14 protein-coding genes are annotated in these 15108 nt (G+C 71.4%); 8 read left to right on the top strand and 6 right to left on the bottom strand.

All coding sequences use genetic code 11. The features are described from left to right. Window positions 1-53 precede the first annotated feature (53 nt). Complete coding sequence (rfbA, locus tag UO65_RS05755; RefSeq protein WP_035279444.1) at window positions 54-935, top strand: glucose-1-phosphate thymidylyltransferase RfbA; 882 nt, start codon at window positions 54-56, stop codon at window positions 933-935. A 22-nt stretch (window positions 936-957) separates the two neighbouring features. Here the strand turns inward: rfbA and UO65_RS05750 are convergent, their stop codons facing one another. The 3 genes from UO65_RS05750 to UO65_RS05740 all read right to left on the bottom strand — a co-directional run bounded on the left by UO65_RS05750 (window position 958) and on the right by UO65_RS05740 (window position 5661). Then, window positions 958-3885 carry an NACHT domain-containing protein gene (locus UO65_RS05750; RefSeq protein ID WP_035279442.1) on the bottom strand — a complete coding sequence of 976 codons (2928 nt, stop codon included), beginning with the start codon at window positions 3883-3885 and terminating at the stop codon, window positions 958-960. Window positions 3886-3930: 45 nt separating this feature from the next. Then, window positions 3931-4794, bottom strand: coding sequence for a zinc metalloprotease HtpX (htpX, locus tag UO65_RS05745; RefSeq protein WP_035279440.1), 864 nt, complete (start codon window positions 4792-4794; stop codon window positions 3931-3933). An 87-nt stretch (window positions 4795-4881) separates the two neighbouring features. After that, entirely contained in the window at window positions 4882-5661 is a 780-nt protein-coding gene (locus UO65_RS05740) for a siderophore-interacting protein (RefSeq protein WP_063935897.1), read from the bottom strand. Between the two features lie 81 nt (window positions 5662-5742). On the opposite strand from UO65_RS05740, the gene UO65_RS05735 reads away from it, so the two are divergent. Next, the gene (locus UO65_RS05735) at window positions 5743-7125 is read left to right on the top strand and encodes an amidase (protein ID WP_035279438.1); all 1383 of its coding nucleotides are present in this window, start codon (window positions 5743-5745) and stop codon (window positions 7123-7125) included. Further along, on the top strand, window positions 7118-7663 hold the full coding sequence (locus tag UO65_RS05730; RefSeq protein WP_035279437.1) for a TetR/AcrR family transcriptional regulator: 546 nt from the start codon (window positions 7118-7120) through the stop codon (window positions 7661-7663). The genes UO65_RS05735 and UO65_RS05730 overlap by 8 nt, the downstream gene beginning before the upstream one ends. Here UO65_RS05730 and UO65_RS36595 read toward each other — a convergent pair. After that, window positions 7644-7793: a hypothetical protein gene (locus UO65_RS36595; protein WP_161784432.1), complete on the bottom strand. Its 150-nt coding sequence runs from the start codon at window positions 7791-7793 to the stop codon at window positions 7644-7646. The two genes, UO65_RS05730 and UO65_RS36595, sit on opposite strands and share 20 nt — an antisense overlap. A gap of 216 nt (window positions 7794-8009) precedes the next feature. Between UO65_RS36595 and UO65_RS05725 the strand changes: the two genes are divergently transcribed. Further along, window positions 8010-8831, top strand: a complete 822-nt coding sequence (locus tag UO65_RS05725; RefSeq protein ID WP_035279435.1) for an alpha/beta fold hydrolase — start codon at window positions 8010-8012, stop codon at window positions 8829-8831. 109 nt (window positions 8832-8940) lie between these two features. Here the strand turns inward: UO65_RS05725 and ddaH are convergent, their stop codons facing one another. Then, window positions 8941-9831: a dimethylargininase gene (gene ddaH, locus UO65_RS05720; RefSeq protein ID WP_084175341.1), complete on the bottom strand. Its 891-nt coding sequence runs from the start codon at window positions 9829-9831 to the stop codon at window positions 8941-8943. Window positions 9832-9905: 74 nt separating this feature from the next. Between ddaH and UO65_RS05715 the strand changes: the two genes are divergently transcribed. The 4 genes from UO65_RS05715 to UO65_RS05700 all read left to right on the top strand — a co-directional run bounded on the left by UO65_RS05715 (window position 9906) and on the right by UO65_RS05700 (window position 14612). Then, on the top strand, window positions 9906-10355 hold the full coding sequence (locus UO65_RS05715) for an Lrp/AsnC family transcriptional regulator (RefSeq protein ID WP_035279433.1): 450 nt from the start codon (window positions 9906-9908) through the stop codon (window positions 10353-10355). An 84-nt stretch (window positions 10356-10439) separates the two neighbouring features. After that, window positions 10440-11204, top strand: a complete 765-nt coding sequence (locus UO65_RS05710) for an enoyl-CoA hydratase (protein WP_035279431.1) — start codon at window positions 10440-10442, stop codon at window positions 11202-11204. A 383-nt stretch (window positions 11205-11587) separates the two neighbouring features. Beyond that, complete coding sequence (locus UO65_RS05705; RefSeq protein WP_035279429.1) at window positions 11588-13483, top strand: 2-oxoacid:acceptor oxidoreductase subunit alpha; 1896 nt, start codon at window positions 11588-11590, stop codon at window positions 13481-13483. A 58-nt stretch (window positions 13484-13541) separates the two neighbouring features. Beyond that, window positions 13542-14612, top strand: coding sequence for a 2-oxoacid:ferredoxin oxidoreductase subunit beta (locus UO65_RS05700; RefSeq protein ID WP_035279426.1), 1071 nt, complete (start codon window positions 13542-13544; stop codon window positions 14610-14612). 65 nt (window positions 14613-14677) lie between these two features. Here the strand turns inward: UO65_RS05700 and UO65_RS05695 are convergent, their stop codons facing one another. Further along, a complete protein-coding gene (locus UO65_RS05695; protein ID WP_052020779.1) occupies window positions 14678-15082 on the bottom strand; it encodes a hypothetical protein in 405 nt (134 codons plus the stop codon). Between the last annotated feature and the right edge of the window lie 26 nt (window positions 15083-15108).

Here is a 15108-nt window from a genome sequence, read left to right as displayed (position 1 = left end):
GGCCGGGGGGCGTGCGGGACCGGTCAGATCAAGGACTTACGACAGGAGCCGTGATGAAGGGCATCGTTCTCGCCGGGGGTAGTGGGACCCGGTTGCACCCCATCACCCAGGCGGTGTCGAAGCAGTTGCTGCCGGTGTACGACAAGCCGATGATCTACTACCCGGTGTCGGTGCTGATGCTGGCCGGGATTCGGGACATCCTGATCATCTCGACGCCGACCGACCTGCCGAACTTCCAGCGGTTGCTGGGGGACGGGTCGCAGTTCGGGGTGCGCTTCAGCTACGCCGAGCAGGCGGCGCCGAATGGGCTGGCCGAGGCCTTCATCATCGGTGAGGAGTTCATCGGGGCCGACGACGTGGCGCTGGTGCTCGGGGACAACATCTTCTTCGGGGTGGGCTTCTCGCACCTGATGAAGGCCCACGTCTCCGACATCGACGGCGCGGTGCTGTTCGGCTACCCGGTCAAGGACCCCGAGCGCTACGGCGTCGGCGAGGTCGACGAGAACGGGATGCTGGTCTCCATCGAGGAGAAGCCGCTCGAGCCGAAGTCGAACCGGGCGATCACCGGGCTCTACTTCTACGACAACGACGTGGTGAAGATCGCCAAAGGGCTGGAGCCCTCCCCGCGCGGCGAGCTGGAGATCACCGACGTGAACCTGGAGTACCTGCGGCAGGGGCGGGCCCGGCTGCTGGACCTGGGCCGCGGGTTCGCCTGGCTGGACACCGGCACGCACGACTCGCTGCTGGAGGCCGGGCAGTTCGTGCAGGTGTTGGAGCACCGGACCGGGGTTCGGCTCGCCTGCCTGGAGGAGATCGCGCTGGACCGCGGGTTCATCTCCGCCGACGAGGCGTACGCGCTGGGCGCGAAGCTGGCGAAGTCCGGTTACGGCCAGTACGTGATGCAGTTGGCCAAGGCCGCGGGCGCCACCGGCTGACCATCGGGCTCCCCGGGTTCGCTCAGAACTTGGGGAGCCTGATGTCGACGCTTCCGAGGTAGTCGGCGATGGTGCCGACCGGGAAGTCGGCCAGGCGTTCAGGGGTCAGCGTTCGGAGGAGTTCCGCCCAGTATGGGGTCCGGTCGTTCTCGACCTCGGAGAGCAACCGGTCGAACACCTCCCGGTAGTGGTGGTACGCCAGCATCATGGGCAGGGGCGAGGGCGGGTTCAGCAGCGGCAACCGCAGGAGCCAGCGGAGATAGCGTTCGACGAACTTCGGTTCCCAGTCGCCGCAGCGCACGGCCAGCACGCCGTAGGCGAGGTTGGCGACCTCCGCCATTTCCTGCACCTCGATCCAATCCGGCGGAGTCAGGAAACCATAGGCCAACGAGTCGGGTTGGACGAGCAGTGCGGTCAGCCAGCCCGAGCAGTGGACCGCCCAGTCATTTCCCCTGCCGAATCCGCTGTAGTGCCGGTCGAGGACGACCGCAACGCTGAACTGTTCCAGGACCGCACGGCGGCCTCGCAGGTGTTGCGCGTCGAGGAGGTCCAAGCCGGTGGTGGACGCGCCCGGTGAGGAGCGGATTTTGCCGCCCGCGAAGTTGAACACGCCGAACAGCGAGCGGTAGCCATCGCTGTCCAAGCCCGCGGCCCAGAGGTCGGCCAAGGCGATCCACCGGCTGTCCGTTTCGTCCTGCGGCCACACGGTCTCCGGGTCGATCGGAGCGATGGTGGCGCGGAGCAGGAACAGGTTGGCCGAGTACGCCGCGCTGGCGCGGATGTGGTCAGCGGGGAGGGGGCGGTACTCGGGGTGGCGGTTCCCGGGTGGGCGGTGCGTGGGGAGCAGGAGGTCTAGGGCCGCCGCGATGTCGTTGGCTTCGTCGCCCAGGGTGTCGAACAGTTGGGTGATGAAGGCCAGCACCGGGCGTTGGGTGGTGAGGGGTTGGTACGACAGCAGGGTGAACAGCAGGTCGTCGTCGGGGTGGCGGCGTTTGCGGCGGGCGAAGGTTCCTTCGGCCAGGTCGCGGAGGACGTCGACGACGCGGGCTGCCACCAGGTACTCGTTGAAGGTGGCGTGCAGGAACTCGTAGCTGCGGTGGACGGTTCCTGTGGTCGCCTCGGCGGAGTGGACGAAGAAGAACTCGCCCAGGAGTTTGCCGCCGTCCGGGACTTGTTCGCCCAGGGCCAGTAGGTCTGCGGTGAGTTCTGCTTCGGTGATGGACTGGCGGCCTCGGTTGAACATGCCCAGGGCCGCAACGGAAAGCCGGGTCAACTGGGTTTCCACGGCCTCCTCGAACTCCGCGTCCGGGAGGACTCGGCCCGCCTGCTTGGTGACCTCGCGGCGGGCGTAGGTGTCGAACAGGCGGCCGTACAGTTCGGACTCCGACAGGTCCTCCACCGGGCCCACCGCCGGGTCGGTGAAGTACAGCGTCAGCATCAGCAGCAGGAGCGGCTGGCGGGCCAGTTCTCCTTGCGCCTTGGCGGTTTCCGCGTCCATCGGGCGGGTGTTGTGCTGGTTCCACGCCGACACCCAGCGGTCGATCTGGGCGTCGTCGAACTCCTCCAGTTTGACCACGGGGGTTGCGTCCGGGAGGCGGACCCGTTCGGCCACCAGGGTTCGGGAGGTGACGACCACCGCGACCGGGCGGCCCATGGCGGCTTCGCGGCGCTGGAACTCGACCACGTCGGTGAGGTAGCCGCCTCGGTCGTTCGTGGTGGCCTGGAGGAGTTCGTCGAGACCGTCCAAGAGGACCACGCGGACGGTGTCGGCACTCTGGTCGGCGAGGGCGGACCAGTCGACGCGGCCGTGGGTGGACTGGGCGAGGGCTTCGCGGATCTGGTCGGCGATGTGGGCGTCCGCGTCGACTCGGCGCAGGGGGACTCGGATGACCGTGTACGTCGAGTCCGGGAGGCGGGCGGCGAGGACCTTGGTGAGCAGGGACTTGCCTGCGCCGGGGTGGCCCAGGAGCAGCAGTGGGCGTTTGGTGGCCTCGCCGGTGAGGAAGTGGCGGGCGAGGACCAGGTCCAGGTCTTCGCCCAGGGAGATTTCCTGCCACCACTGCTCGTCGCCGAGGCGGGAGCCGCGGCTGGCGTACCAGGCGCGGAAGCGGGGGGTGATGAAGATGTCCGAGACCGCCGGGAAGACCGCGTCGGTGCCGTAGCCGTCGGTGTCCACGTCGATGATCGGGCGGTCGAGTTCGGCTCGGTTGATCGCTCGGACGGTGTCGCGGAGGTCGCGGGGCTGGGCGGCGACGGGGGTGGTGAGCAGGGATTCCAAGCGGGCCAGGGCGGAGCGGGTGGCGGCGTGTTCGCCGAGGTCGGACCAGACCTTGAACTCGGGGACTGTGGCGGCGAGGATCAGGTAGGAGTCGCGGTAGGCGGATTCGACCAGGGCGAGCAGTTGGGGGATCTGGCGGGGGCTGGCGTCGAGGTCGAGGCCGTCGAGGAAGTGGAAGACCTCGTTCAGCAGGCTCATCGCCCAGGAGCGGACCACGGCGGTGTTCTCGTGGAAGCCTCGGACCAGGGACGGGGTGGGCACGTCCGCGGCGTAGAGGGCGCGGACCAGGGACTCGCCCTTGTCCGCCCAGTTCGCGGTGAGGATGCCGAGCTTTTCCGGGTCGGTGAGGTTGGACTCCGGGTAGGCCGCGTGGACGGTGTCGAAGACGGCTGCCGTGGCGATGGTGGTGTGCGCGGCGATGACCAACTGGTGGCGGTCCAGGCCGCCGGTGCGGGTCAGGCGGTCGGACACCGCGTCCAGCGCCTGCCTGGTCAGTGCGGTGGCCTCGTTCTTCTGGTCGACCCAGCCGAACAGGGCCGTGATCGGGGGGATGCCGCCCGCCGCCAGGACCACGCCGCCGAGCAGGCCGTTGAGGCGGGTCAGCCAGGGGCGGTCGTGGTGGCCGAGGATCTGCAGGGCGCCGCGGAAGGTGATCGGCGGGTCTCGTCGCACGTGGCTCAGGTTAGAGGGCGGGCGGGCGGAAATCCCGGGAGTGGATCAGAAGTCCGGGAGGGCCAGGCGTTCCAGGCGGGCGATGCGGTCGGCGATGGGCGGGTGGGTGGAGAACCGCTTGGAGAGGCCGTCGCCGGGGCGGAAGGGGTTGGCGATCATCAGGTGGGACTGGGAGACCAGGGCGGGTTCGGGGGCCAGCGGGGTCACCTGGGTGCCCGCGTCCAGCTTGCGCAGGGCGTTGGCCAGGCCGATCGGGTCGCCGGTCAGCTCCGCGGCGGAGGCGTCGGCCTGGTACTCGCGGGAGCGGCTGACGGCCAGTTGGACGATGGTGGCGGCGATCGGGCCGAGGACGGCCACCAGCAGGAGCATCAGCGGGTTGTTGTCCTCGTCGTCGTCATCGCCGAAGAGGCCGGTGAGCAGGGCGAGGCTCGCGACCACGCTGACCGCGCCTGCCAGGGCGCCCGCCACACCGCTGACGAGGGTGTCGCGGTTGCGGACGTGCGACAGCTCGTGGGCGAGGACGCCGCGCAGTTCACGCTCGCTCATCAGGTCGAGCAGGCCGGTGGTGCAGCAGATGGCCGCGTTCCTGGGGTTGCGGCCGGTGGCGAAGGCGTTCGGGGCCTGGGTGGGGCTGAGGTAGAGCCGGGGCATGGGCTGGCGGGCGGCGGTGGCCAGTTCGCGGACGATCCGGTACAGCGCGGGCTGCTCGGCCTGGGAGACCGGTCGGGCGCGCATCGCGCGCAGCGCCAGCCGGTCGGAGTTGAAGAACGCGTAGGCGTTGACCACGAGCGCCACGCCGAGGCCGATCAGCAGGGCCGTGGCGCCGAACAGGGAGCTGACCAGGACGATCAGCGCGCTGAGGCCGGCGAGGAGCAGCGCGGTCTTGACCGCGTTGGCGTGGCGGTGCACGGCGCGCTCCTCCCCGGTGTGAAGTCGTTGTTCGGTCCGGAAGGTCAAACGCGGGCCGGGGGCGAGAAGTTCCAACCGGACACTGAGTCAGTTGCCACTCTCGCCCGACCGCCAGTACGTGGTGGGGCGGACCTGCTTGCGCGGGAAACCGCGCTCCTCCAACAGGTGCGCGCGCACGGCCACCATGGCCGCGCGCTCCCCCGCCAGCCACACCTCGGGGGTGCCCCCGGGCAGGTCGGCGGCGCGGATCGCGTCGACGAGGACCGTGCTCTCGCCCGCGGGGGCGTCGCGGTGCAGCCAGGTGACGCCGGGGATGTCCTGCTCCTCGGCGGCGTCGGCGACCTCGACGAACGCGCGCACGGGGGCGGTGACGGCGGTGAGGATGTTGGCGATGGCGGGCAGCGCGGTCTCGTCGCCCGCCAGCAGGTACCAGTCGGCCGCCGGGTCGGGCTGGTAGGCGGGTGAGGGGCCGACGAAGACCACGTCGTCGCCGACCTCGACCCGCGACGCCCAGGCCGAGGCCGGACCGGAGTCGCCGTGCAGGACGAAGTCGAAGTCGACCTCGTCGGTGGCCGGGTCGTGGCGGCGGATGGTGTACGTCCTGGTCAGCGGGCGGACCTTGGACCACAGGCCGCGCGCGGACTCCAGCGTCAGCGGCTCGGGCAACTCGGTGCCCTCCGGGTAGAAGTACAGCATCACGTTCTGGTCGGTGCCCGCCCCGGCGAGGTCGGCCAGCGACGGGTCCTGGACGGTCACCCTGGCCAGGCGCGGGGTGACCCGCTGGACGCGGACCACCGGCACGCGCCAGAGCCGGGTCTCCTGCCTGCGCGAGCGGCGGCGGGGCGGGGTGTCGGGGTTCGTGCTCATCGCGGCCCATCCTCACCCTCGTGGCGGGTGGTCGCCAAACCGGCCGCTGTTACTGTTCGTTCGAACGAACAGGAGGCGGCGATGACGACGACACCGGATCTGCGGTTCGCCGGGCTGGTGGCGACCGCGCAAGCGCTTGCCGACGGCGCGGTCACCTCGGTCGAGCTGGTCGACCGGGCCCTGGCGGAGATCGAGGACACCCGGTCGACGCTCAACGCGTTCCGGTTCGTGCGCGACCGGGAGGCGCGCGCCGAGGCCCGCGCGGCCGACCAGCGGCTGCGCGACGGCGAGCGGCTGCCGCTGCTGGGCGTGCCGATCGCGATCAAGGACGACGTGGACCTCGCCGGGGCGCCGACGGCGTTCGGCTGCGCGGGCGAGTTCCCGGTCAAGACCGCCGACTGCGAGCTGGTCCGGCTGCTCAAGGCCTCCGGCGCGGTCGTCGTGGGCAAGACGAACACCCCGGAGTTCGGCCAGTGGCCGATCACCGAGGGCAGCGCGTTCGGGGTGACCCGCAACCCCTGGCGGCTCGACCACAGCCCGGGCGGGTCCTCCGGCGGGTCCGCGGCGGCGGTCGCGGCGGGTGTGGTGCCCGCGGCGGTCGGGTCGGACGGGGCCGGGTCGGTGCGCATCCCGGCCGCGTGGACGCACCTGGTGGGCGTCAAGCCGCAGCGCGGGCGCTTTTCCCCGCTGCCGGAGAAGGAGTTGTTCAACGGCATCACCACCAGTGGCGTGCTGGCCCGCTCGGTGGGGGACGCGGCGCTGCTGTTCGACGTGCTGGCCGACACCGGCACCGCGCACCAGGACGCCGCGCGGACCACGCCGAGGCGGCTGCGGATCGCGCTGTCGCTGCGCCCGGCGTTCACCGGGCTGCCGGTGGCGCTGGACCCGCAGGTGCGGGCGGCGGTCGTGCGGCTGGCCAGGGTGCTGCACGGGCTGGGCCACGAGATCGTGCTCGCCGACCCCGCCTACGGCCTGATCGGCCTGAACTTCCTGCCGCGCTCGCTGGGCGGGCTCAACGACTGGCACGGCCGGGTGCCGGACCCGGCGCTGCTGGACCGGCGCACCCGGGACAACGGCCGGATGGGTGGACTGCTCCGCGGCCGGGCGCTGGCCGCCGCGCACGCCACCCTGGGCCTGTTCCACAGGCGGGTCGGCCGGATCTTCGACCGGGCCGACGTGGTGCTCACCCCGACCACGGCCAAACCGCCGCTGCCGGTGGGCGGCATCGACGGCCTGACCGGCTGGCAGACCGACCGGACGATGATCCGGTCGTGCCCGTACGCCTGGCCGTGGAACGTGCTGGGCTGGCCCGGGGTCAACGTGCCCGCGGGGCTGACCGACGACTGGTTGCCGGTGGGGGCGCAACTGCTCGGGCCCGCCGACAGCGAGCCGCTGCTGTTCTCGCTGGCAGCGGAGTTGGAGCAGGTCGAGCGCTGGTACGAGCGGACGCCGCCGCGTGCGTGAGCGCATCCTCCGCGCGGTCCTGCGGGTGATCGGGGCGTCCGGTGTGGCGGGGGTGACCAACCGGCGCGTCGCCGCCGAGGCGGGCGTCTCGCTGGGGTCGATCACCTACCACTTCGCCACGCAGACCGAATTGCTGCGCGAGTCGCTGCTGCTGTTCGTGCGGGAGGAGACGACCAGGCTGACCGCGTTCGCCCGGCAGCAGCGCGGGCCGGTGTCGGTGGAGCAGGCGGCGGCCCTGGTGGAGCAGATCGTGGAGAGCACGGTGTTCGGCCGGGAGGAGATCGCGCCGCTGGAGCTCTACATCCAGGCGGGCCGCGACCCGTCGCTGCGGGACGCCGCGGCGGAGTGCTTCGCCGCGTACGACGCGCTCGCGCTGTCCGTGCTCACCGGTCTGGGCGTACCCGAGCCGGAGCGGCTGACCGGTCCGGTGGTGGCACTGGTCGCGGGCTTGCAACTGCGCAGGCTGGCGACCGGCGCCGCGGGCTCGACCGGGGTGGCCGAGGCGGTGACCCTGCTGGTCAGGCCTGCGGGCTCGTGAAGACGGGCCGCGGGACGGCGGTGACCGCGTGGGTGACCTTCGGCTGCTCCTCGTGCTCGGGCTCGGGCACGTTCTGGAAGACCGGGACGGGCACCTTGCGGAGGTCGCGGTGCTGGGTGTTCTCGTTCAAGGGCTGTTCCTTACGATGAGGTCCGCGTCCACTCGCTGCGGGAGTCCGCTGCCGAGGGAGGGCGGGAAGAACCCGGCTTGGCCGGATGCGATCGACTGTACGGGAATTCTGGTTGCTCGGGCAGGTATTTCCCCGTGCGGGCCCACATGACACCCGACTCGCTGTGATCGCGATCACTTCCGCGTGTCCACACCGCACCCGGGAAATCCGCCGCCCATGCCCGCGCTGCGCATCGACGACACGCTCGAACTGCACTACGAGGACTTCGGCGACGGCCCCCCGGTGGTGCTAGTCCACGGCTGGCCGCTGAGCGGCCGGTCCTGGGAAGCCCAGGTCCCCGCCCTGGTCAACAGCGGTCACCGGGTCGTGACCTACGACCGCCGTGGCTTCGGTGAGTCCTCCCAGCCGTGGACCGGCTACGACTACGACACGTTCGCGGCGGACCTCAACGCGCTGCTCGAACACCTCGACCTGCGCAACGCCACCCTGGTCGGCTTCTCCATGGGCGGCGGGGAGGTCGTGCGCCACCTGAGCCGGTACGGCACCTCGCGCGTGTCGCGGGCCGTGCTGGCCGCCGCGGTGCCCCCGTACCTGCTGCGCACCGACGACAACCCGGACGGCGGCCTGGACGAGGCCACGATCGGCGCCTTCCAGCAGGGGGTCCTGACCGACCGCCAGGCCTTCCTGGACGAGTTCACGAAGAACTTCTTCACCGCCGGGTCGACGCTGAAGGTCAGCGAGGCGCAGCGGCGCCACGCCCGCGACATCGCCGCCTTCGCCTCCCCCAAGGGGACGCTGGACTGCATCGCGGCGTTCGGCCGCACCGACTTCCGCGGCGACCTGGCCGCGGTGACGGTGCCGACCCTGGTCATCCACGGCGACTCGGACGCGATCGTGCCGTTCGAGGTGAGCGGGAAGCGGTCGGCGGCGGGCATCGCGGGGGCGCGGGTCGTCGTCATCGAGGACGGTCCGCACGGGATCAACGCCTCGCACCCGGAGGAGTTCAACGCCGCGCTGCTGGAGTTCCTGGCGAGCTGAGGTCCGCTCACCGAGGGGGCGCGCGCCCCCTCGGCGGGGTCGGCGACCCGGGCGATCGCGGTGCGGCGCAAGGCCGTCGGCACCGCTCCGCCGCAGAACCGACCGGTGCTCAGCCCCGGAGTTCCATGGTGCAGCACTTGGGGCCGCCGCCGGACTTGCGGAGTTCGGAGATGTCCACCGGGTGGGGGGTGTAGCCGTGGGCTTCGAGTTCGGCCGCGAGGTGGGTGGCCTCGGCGGCGAGGACGACGTTGCGGCCGTCGGAGACGGCGTTGAGGCCCAGGCAGGCGGCGTCCGCCTCGGTGGCGAGGACGGCGTCGGGGTAGAGGCGGCGCAGGGCTGAGCGGGTGCCGGGGCTGAACGCGCCCGGGTAGTAGGCGATGTGGGCCGGGCGGGCGCGGGTGGCCTCGGAGAGCACGACCAGGGCGACGTCGAGGTGGTAGTAGGCCGGGTCGACCAGGGACAGGGAGACCACCGGGACGCCGAGCGCCTCCTGGGCCTCGGCGTGGGCCGCGGGGTCGGTGCGGAAGCCGGTTCCGGCCAGGAGGACCTCGCCGGTCCAGGTGAGGTCGCCCTCGGCCTCGTTGACGCGGGTGGGCATGACGACGTCGCGGTAGCCGTGGTCGAGGAACCAGCGGCGGTAGTGGTCGGCCTCGGCGGCCCGCTGCGGGGCGCGGAAGCGGGCGCCGAGGACCCTGCCGCCGATGACCGTGCCGGAGTTGGCGGCGAAGACCATGTCGGGGAGGCCGTCGACCGGGTCGATGCGCTCGACCCGGTGGCCCAGGGACTCGTAGGTGGCGACGAGGGCGTTCCACTGGGCCACCGCGAGCGCGGTGTCCACCGGTCGGGTGGGGTCCATCCAGGGGTTGATGGAGTACTCGACGGTGAAGTGCCTGGGTTCGCACATGAGGTAGCGGCGGGTGGTCGGGACCCGCTCCGCGTGGGCGACGGCCGCGGTGGGGACGGGCAGCACGAGGGTGGCGGTGCTCGCGGGTGGCGTCATGGATCGAAATCTATTGACCCCGTTGACCTCCTTCAATGTCGCTTCCTTGCCTGTTGACCGGCAGTATGTTGCGTGTGGACGTGATAGATCAGCGAATCATTTCGCGGCTGGTCGCCGATGCCAGGGCGAGCTACGCCGAGATCGGCAAGGCGGTGTCGCTGTCCGCCCCCGCGGTGAAGCGGCGGGTGGACCGGTTGCTGGAGTTGGGGGTGCTCAAGGGGTTCACCGCGGTGGTGAACCCGGAGGCGCTGGGGTGGGGCACCGAGGCCTTCGTCGAGGTGCACTGCCAGGGGAACGTGTCCCCCGACCGGATTCGGCAGCGGCTCGAACCCCTGCCGGAGGTGGTGGCCGCCTACACCGTGTCCGGGTCGGCGGACGCGATCGTGCACCTGCGCGCGGCGAACATCCACCACCTCGAAGAGGCCCTGGAACGCCTGCGCAGCGTCGACATGGTGTCGCGGACGGTCTCCACCGTGGTGCTCTCCACGCTCCTGGAGCGGCCTGCCGGGCCGGAGCCCGGGTGACGGTGGGCGGGGGTGCAGGCAGGGGGTGGTGGCGGAGTCCACACCGGGCGCTGCCCGGGGGTGCGCCGGGCTAGGTTGTCGGCCATGGACAACGCGGTTCTGCTGGAGCGGCGCGACGGCGTCGCCGTGCTCACCCTCAACGACCCCGAGCGGCGCAACGCGCTGACCCTGGCCGGTTCCGCGCGGCTCGCCGACCTCGTGCGGCAGTGCGAGGAGGACCCCGAGGTCTCCGCGATCGTGGTGACCGGCGCTCCGCCCGCCTTCTGCGCGGGTGCGGACCTCACCGTGCTGGGTGAGTCGAAGGCCGAGGGGTTGCGCGGGATCTACGCCGGGTTCCTGGCGGTGGCGAACTCGTCGCTGCCGACGGTCGCGGCCGTGGGGGGTGCGGCGGTGGGGGCCGGGTTGAACCTGGCGCTGGCCGCGGACGTGCGGATCTCCGGGCCGCGCGCCCGCTACGACGCGCGGTTCCTGCAGCTTGGCATCCACCCCGGCGGCGGGATGACCTGGATGTTGCAGCGCGTCGTCGGCCCGCAGACCGCCACGGCGATGACCCTGTTCAAGCAGGTCCCCGACGCCGAGGAGGCGCGGCGGCTGGGGCTGTCCTTCGCGACCGTGGACGGGGACCACGACGCGCTGGTCGCCGCCGCCGTCGAGTTGGCGGCCCCGGCGGCGAGGGGGCCCAGGGAGCTGGTGAAGACGATCAAGCGGACGCTGCGGGCGACCTCGGCGATGACCGGGCACGCCGAGGCGGTGGACGCCGAGCTGGTCGTGCAGGTGGAGTCGATGGGCACGCCCGAGTTCGCCGAGCTGCTGGCGACGATGAAGGCCCGGATCTCCGGCTCGTCCTGACCCCGCGCCCGGTCCAAGCCGCGCTTAAGTCGGCTTTGTGCCGACGGCAAGCGCGATCCGGCAGAATCATCCACACAGCGGGAACCGTCGACCAGAGCTTGGGATAGCTGTAACCGCCGGTTACACTAATCGGTACGCCCATATCCCATCGCCACCCGGCGTGGGAGTGGACTCTTTGTGATCTACAACGCACCCAGCGGGCCTCGGCCCACCGGGTGCCTACCGTGGACAAAGGCGGCGAACAGCCGACCTGCTGCCGGTACGTCGGCGGTCAGCGCGCGGCCGGAGACTAGCCTCGGACGGTGCGCGGCCCGCCGGGAAGCCGGGTACGGGCGGCCTGACCCGCGGACGGACCGCTGTCAGGAGAGAGGGATCGGCAGCTCATGAGCACAGGCTTGGACGGCGACGTGGCCGGGAGCACCCGCGGAGCCGGGATCACCAAACTGGACCGGGTCGTCATCCGGTTCGCCGGTGACTCCGGCGACGGCATGCAGCTCACCGGCGACCGGTTCACCTCCGAGGCGGCGGCGTTCGGCAACGACCTGTCGACGATGCCCAACTTCCCGGCCGAGATCCGCGCCCCGCAGGGCACCATCCCCGGTGTCTCCAGCTTCCAGGTGCACTTCGCCGACTACGACATCCTGACCCCCGGCGACCGCCCCGACGTGCTGGTGGCGATGAACCCGGCGGCGCTCAAGGCCAACATCGCCGACCTGCCCGCGGGCGGCACGCTGATCGTCAACACCGACGAGTTCGTCAAGCGCAACCTCACCAAGGTCGGCTACGACGCCAACCCGCTCGAGGACGAGTCGCTGGCCGCCTACCAGGTGCACCAGGTCGCCATGGCGACCATCACCCAGGGCGCGCTCGCCGAGACCGGCCTCGGCAAGAAGGACGCCGAGCGCTGCAAGAACATGTTCGCCCTGGGCCTGCTGTCGTGGATGTACCACCGGCCCACCGAGGGCACCGAGCAGTTCCTGCGGGAGAAGTTCGCCAAGAAGCCCGACATCGCCGAGGCGAACGTGCTGGCCTTCCGCGCGGGCTACTACTACGGCGAGACCACCGAGTCCTTCGCCACCACCTACCAGGTGGCCCCGGCGAAGCTGAGCCCCGGCACCTACCGGCAGATCACCGGCAACACCGCGCTGGCCTACGGCATCGTGGCCGCCTCGCAGCAGTCCGGGCTGCCGGTGCTGCTGGGCACGTACCCGATCACCCCGGCCTCGGACATCCTGCACGAGCTGTCCAAGCACAAGCAGTTCGGCATCACCACCTTCCAGGCCGAGGACGAGATCGCGGGCATCTGCGCGGCCCTGGGCGCCAGCTACGGCGGCGCGCTGGGCGTGACCTCGACCTCGGGCCCCGGCGTGGCGCTCAAGTCCGAGGCGATCGGCCTCGGGGTGATGACCGAGCTGCCGCTGCTGGTGATCGACGTGCAGCGCGGCGGCCCGTCCACCGGCCTGCCCACCAAGACCGAGCAGGCCGACCTGCTGCAGGCCATGTTCGGCCGCAACGGCGAGTCCCCGGTGCCGATCGTGGCGCCGCAGTCGCCCGCGGACTGCTTCGCCGCGGCCGTGGAGGCCACGCACATCGCGCTCAAGTACCGCACGCCGGTGATGCTGCTGTCCGACGGCGCGATCGCCAACGGCTCCGAGCCGTGGCTGGTCCCCGAGGTCGGCGACCTGGCGGACTTGGGCGTCGAGTTCGCCACCGAGCCCAACGCCCCGGACGGGTCCGGCGAGTTCTGGCCGTACCTGCGCGACCCGGAGACGCTGGCGCGGGCGTGGGCGGTCCCCGGCACCGCCGGTCTCCAGCACCGCATCGGCGGGCTGGAGAAGGCCGACGGCACCGGCAACATCTCCTACGACCCGAACAACCACGACCGGATGACCCGCATCCGCCAGGCCAAGGTCGACGGCATCGAGGTGCCCGACCTGCTGGTCGACGACCCGTCCGGCAAGGCGCGGGTGCTGGTGCTGGGCTGGGGCTCGTCCTACGGCCCGATCGGCGCCGCCTGCCGCCGGGTGCGCAAGCAGGGGCACGCCATCGCCCAGGCGCACCTGCGCAACCTCAACCCGTTCCCGAAGAACCTGGGCGAGGTGCTCAGGTCCTACGACAAGGTCGTGGTCCCGGAGATGAACCTGGGCCAGCTCGCGCTCCTGCTGCGCGGCAAGTACCTGGTCGACGTCATCAGCCACACCAAGGTGGCCGGTCTGCCGTTCATGGCCGAGGAGTTGCAGGACGTGCTGACCGGTGTGGTCAAGGGGATCGACGCATGAGCGAGCTTGCGGGCGAAGTGCGGAGTGATCTTTTCTCAGCGAATTGGGGAGTGACACGATGACCGCGATCGAGCTTGGTCTGCCCGGCCTCGGGGGGCTGGCCGGTGTTCCGACCACCGACGAGCCGCAGAAGGCCAAGGACTACAAGTCCGACCAGGAAGTGCGCTGGTGCCCCGGCTGCGGCGACTACGTCGTGCTCAACGCGGTGCAGTCGTTCCTGCCTTCGCTGGGCCTCAAGCGCGAGAACATCGTGTTCGTGTCCGGCATCGGGTGCTCGTCGCGGTTCCCGTACTACATGAACACCTACGGGATGCACTCCATCCACGGCCGCGCCACCGCCATCGCCACCGGCCTGGCCACCGCGCGCGAGGACCTGTCGGTGTGGGTCGTCACCGGCGACGGCGACGCGCTGTCCATCGGCGGCAACCACCTGATCCACACGCTGCGGCGCAACGTGAACCTCAAGATCCTGCTGTTCAACAACCGGATCTACGGGCTCACCAAGGGCCAGTACTCGCCCACCTCGGAGACCGGCAAGGTCACCAAGTCGACGCCGATGGGCTCGCTGGACCACCCGTTCAACCCGGTCTCGCTGGCCTTGGGCGCCGAGGCGACCTTCGTCGGCCGCGCGCTCGACAGCGACCGCAAGGGGCTCACCGAGGTGCTGCGGCAGGCCGCCGAGCACCGGGGCACGGCGCTGGTGGAGATCTACCAGAACTGCCCGATCTTCAACGACGGCGCGTTCGACGTCCTCAAGGAGCCGGGCGAGGCCGAGCAGCGGCTGGTCCCGCTGGAGCACGGCAAGCCGATCCGGTTCGGCGCGGGCGGCGAGTTCGGCGTGGTGCGGGCCGGGTTCGGCACGCTGGAGGTGGCCAGGGTCGCCGACGTCGGCGAGGACGCGCTGGTGGTGCACGACGCGCACACCGACGACCCGTCGTACGCGTTCGCGCTGTCGCGGCTGTCCGCCCAGGACCTGAGCCACACGGTCACCGGCGTGTTCCGCTCGGTGTCGCGGCCGACCTACGACGACTCGGCGCGCGCCCAGGTCACCCAGGCGCGGGAGACCAGGAAGGCCGACCTCCAGTCCCTGCTGCGCGGCAGGGACACCTGGACGGTCGTCGGCGACTGACCGACCCCCGAGCAACGACTGAGGCCCCCACCGCCGGTGGGGGCCTCAGTCGTTGCTCGGGGGTCCTACAGGACGTCGTCGAGGTTGCCGGACACGCGGGTGACCTCGGCGTCCGGGTGGCGCTGCACCGGGAACGCGCCGGTCGGGGTGTCGTCGTACCAGGCGTCGTCGACCTGGGCGCCTTGGCCCACCGGGATCTCGACGTCCGGGGCTTCGGCGTTGCGGGGCTCGACGTCCTGGGGCCTGGCGCTCCGGGGTTCGGCGTCGTGGGGCTCGGCGTCGTGGGGCTCGGCGTCGTGGGGTTCGGCGTCGTGGGGGCCGGCGGCCGGGGCTGCTGCGGCGGGTTCGGCTGGGAACGGGCTCGCGGGGGCGGTGACCGGGGCCGCGGCGGCGCGCCTGGCGTTGCGGTTCCAGGCGACCAGGACCGCCGCCAGGAGCAGCAGGGCAGACAACAGGAGCGGTCGCCGCACGGGGTTGGCCTCCTCGCCATCGGGTG

The sequence above is a fragment of the Actinokineospora spheciospongiae genome (genome assembly GCF_000564855.1).
Classification (GTDB): domain Bacteria; phylum Actinomycetota; class Actinomycetes; order Mycobacteriales; family Pseudonocardiaceae; genus Actinokineospora; species Actinokineospora spheciospongiae.
The sequence above is the reverse complement of the archived record's forward strand: the minus strand, read 5'-3'. Positions and strand labels throughout refer to the sequence as shown.

Coding starts and splice junctions, on each gene's coding strand:
- rfbA (WP_035279444.1), top strand. CDS start 54: ATGAAGGGCATCGTTCTCGCCGGGGGTAGTGGGACCCGGTTGCACCCC.
- UO65_RS05740 (WP_063935897.1), bottom strand. CDS start 5,661: ATGAGCACGAACCCCGACACCCCGCCCCGCCGCCGCTCGCGCAGGCAG.
- UO65_RS05735 (WP_035279438.1), top strand. CDS start 5,743: ATGACGACGACACCGGATCTGCGGTTCGCCGGGCTGGTGGCGACCGCG.
- UO65_RS05725 (WP_035279435.1), top strand. CDS start 8,010: ATGCCCGCGCTGCGCATCGACGACACGCTCGAACTGCACTACGAGGAC.
- ddaH (WP_084175341.1), bottom strand. CDS start 9,831: ATGACGCCACCCGCGAGCACCGCCACCCTCGTGCTGCCCGTCCCCACC.
- UO65_RS05710 (WP_035279431.1), top strand. CDS start 10,440: ATGGACAACGCGGTTCTGCTGGAGCGGCGCGACGGCGTCGCCGTGCTC.
- UO65_RS05705 (WP_035279429.1), top strand. CDS start 11,588: ATGAGCACAGGCTTGGACGGCGACGTGGCCGGGAGCACCCGCGGAGCC.
- UO65_RS05700 (WP_035279426.1), top strand. CDS start 13,542: ATGACCGCGATCGAGCTTGGTCTGCCCGGCCTCGGGGGGCTGGCCGGT.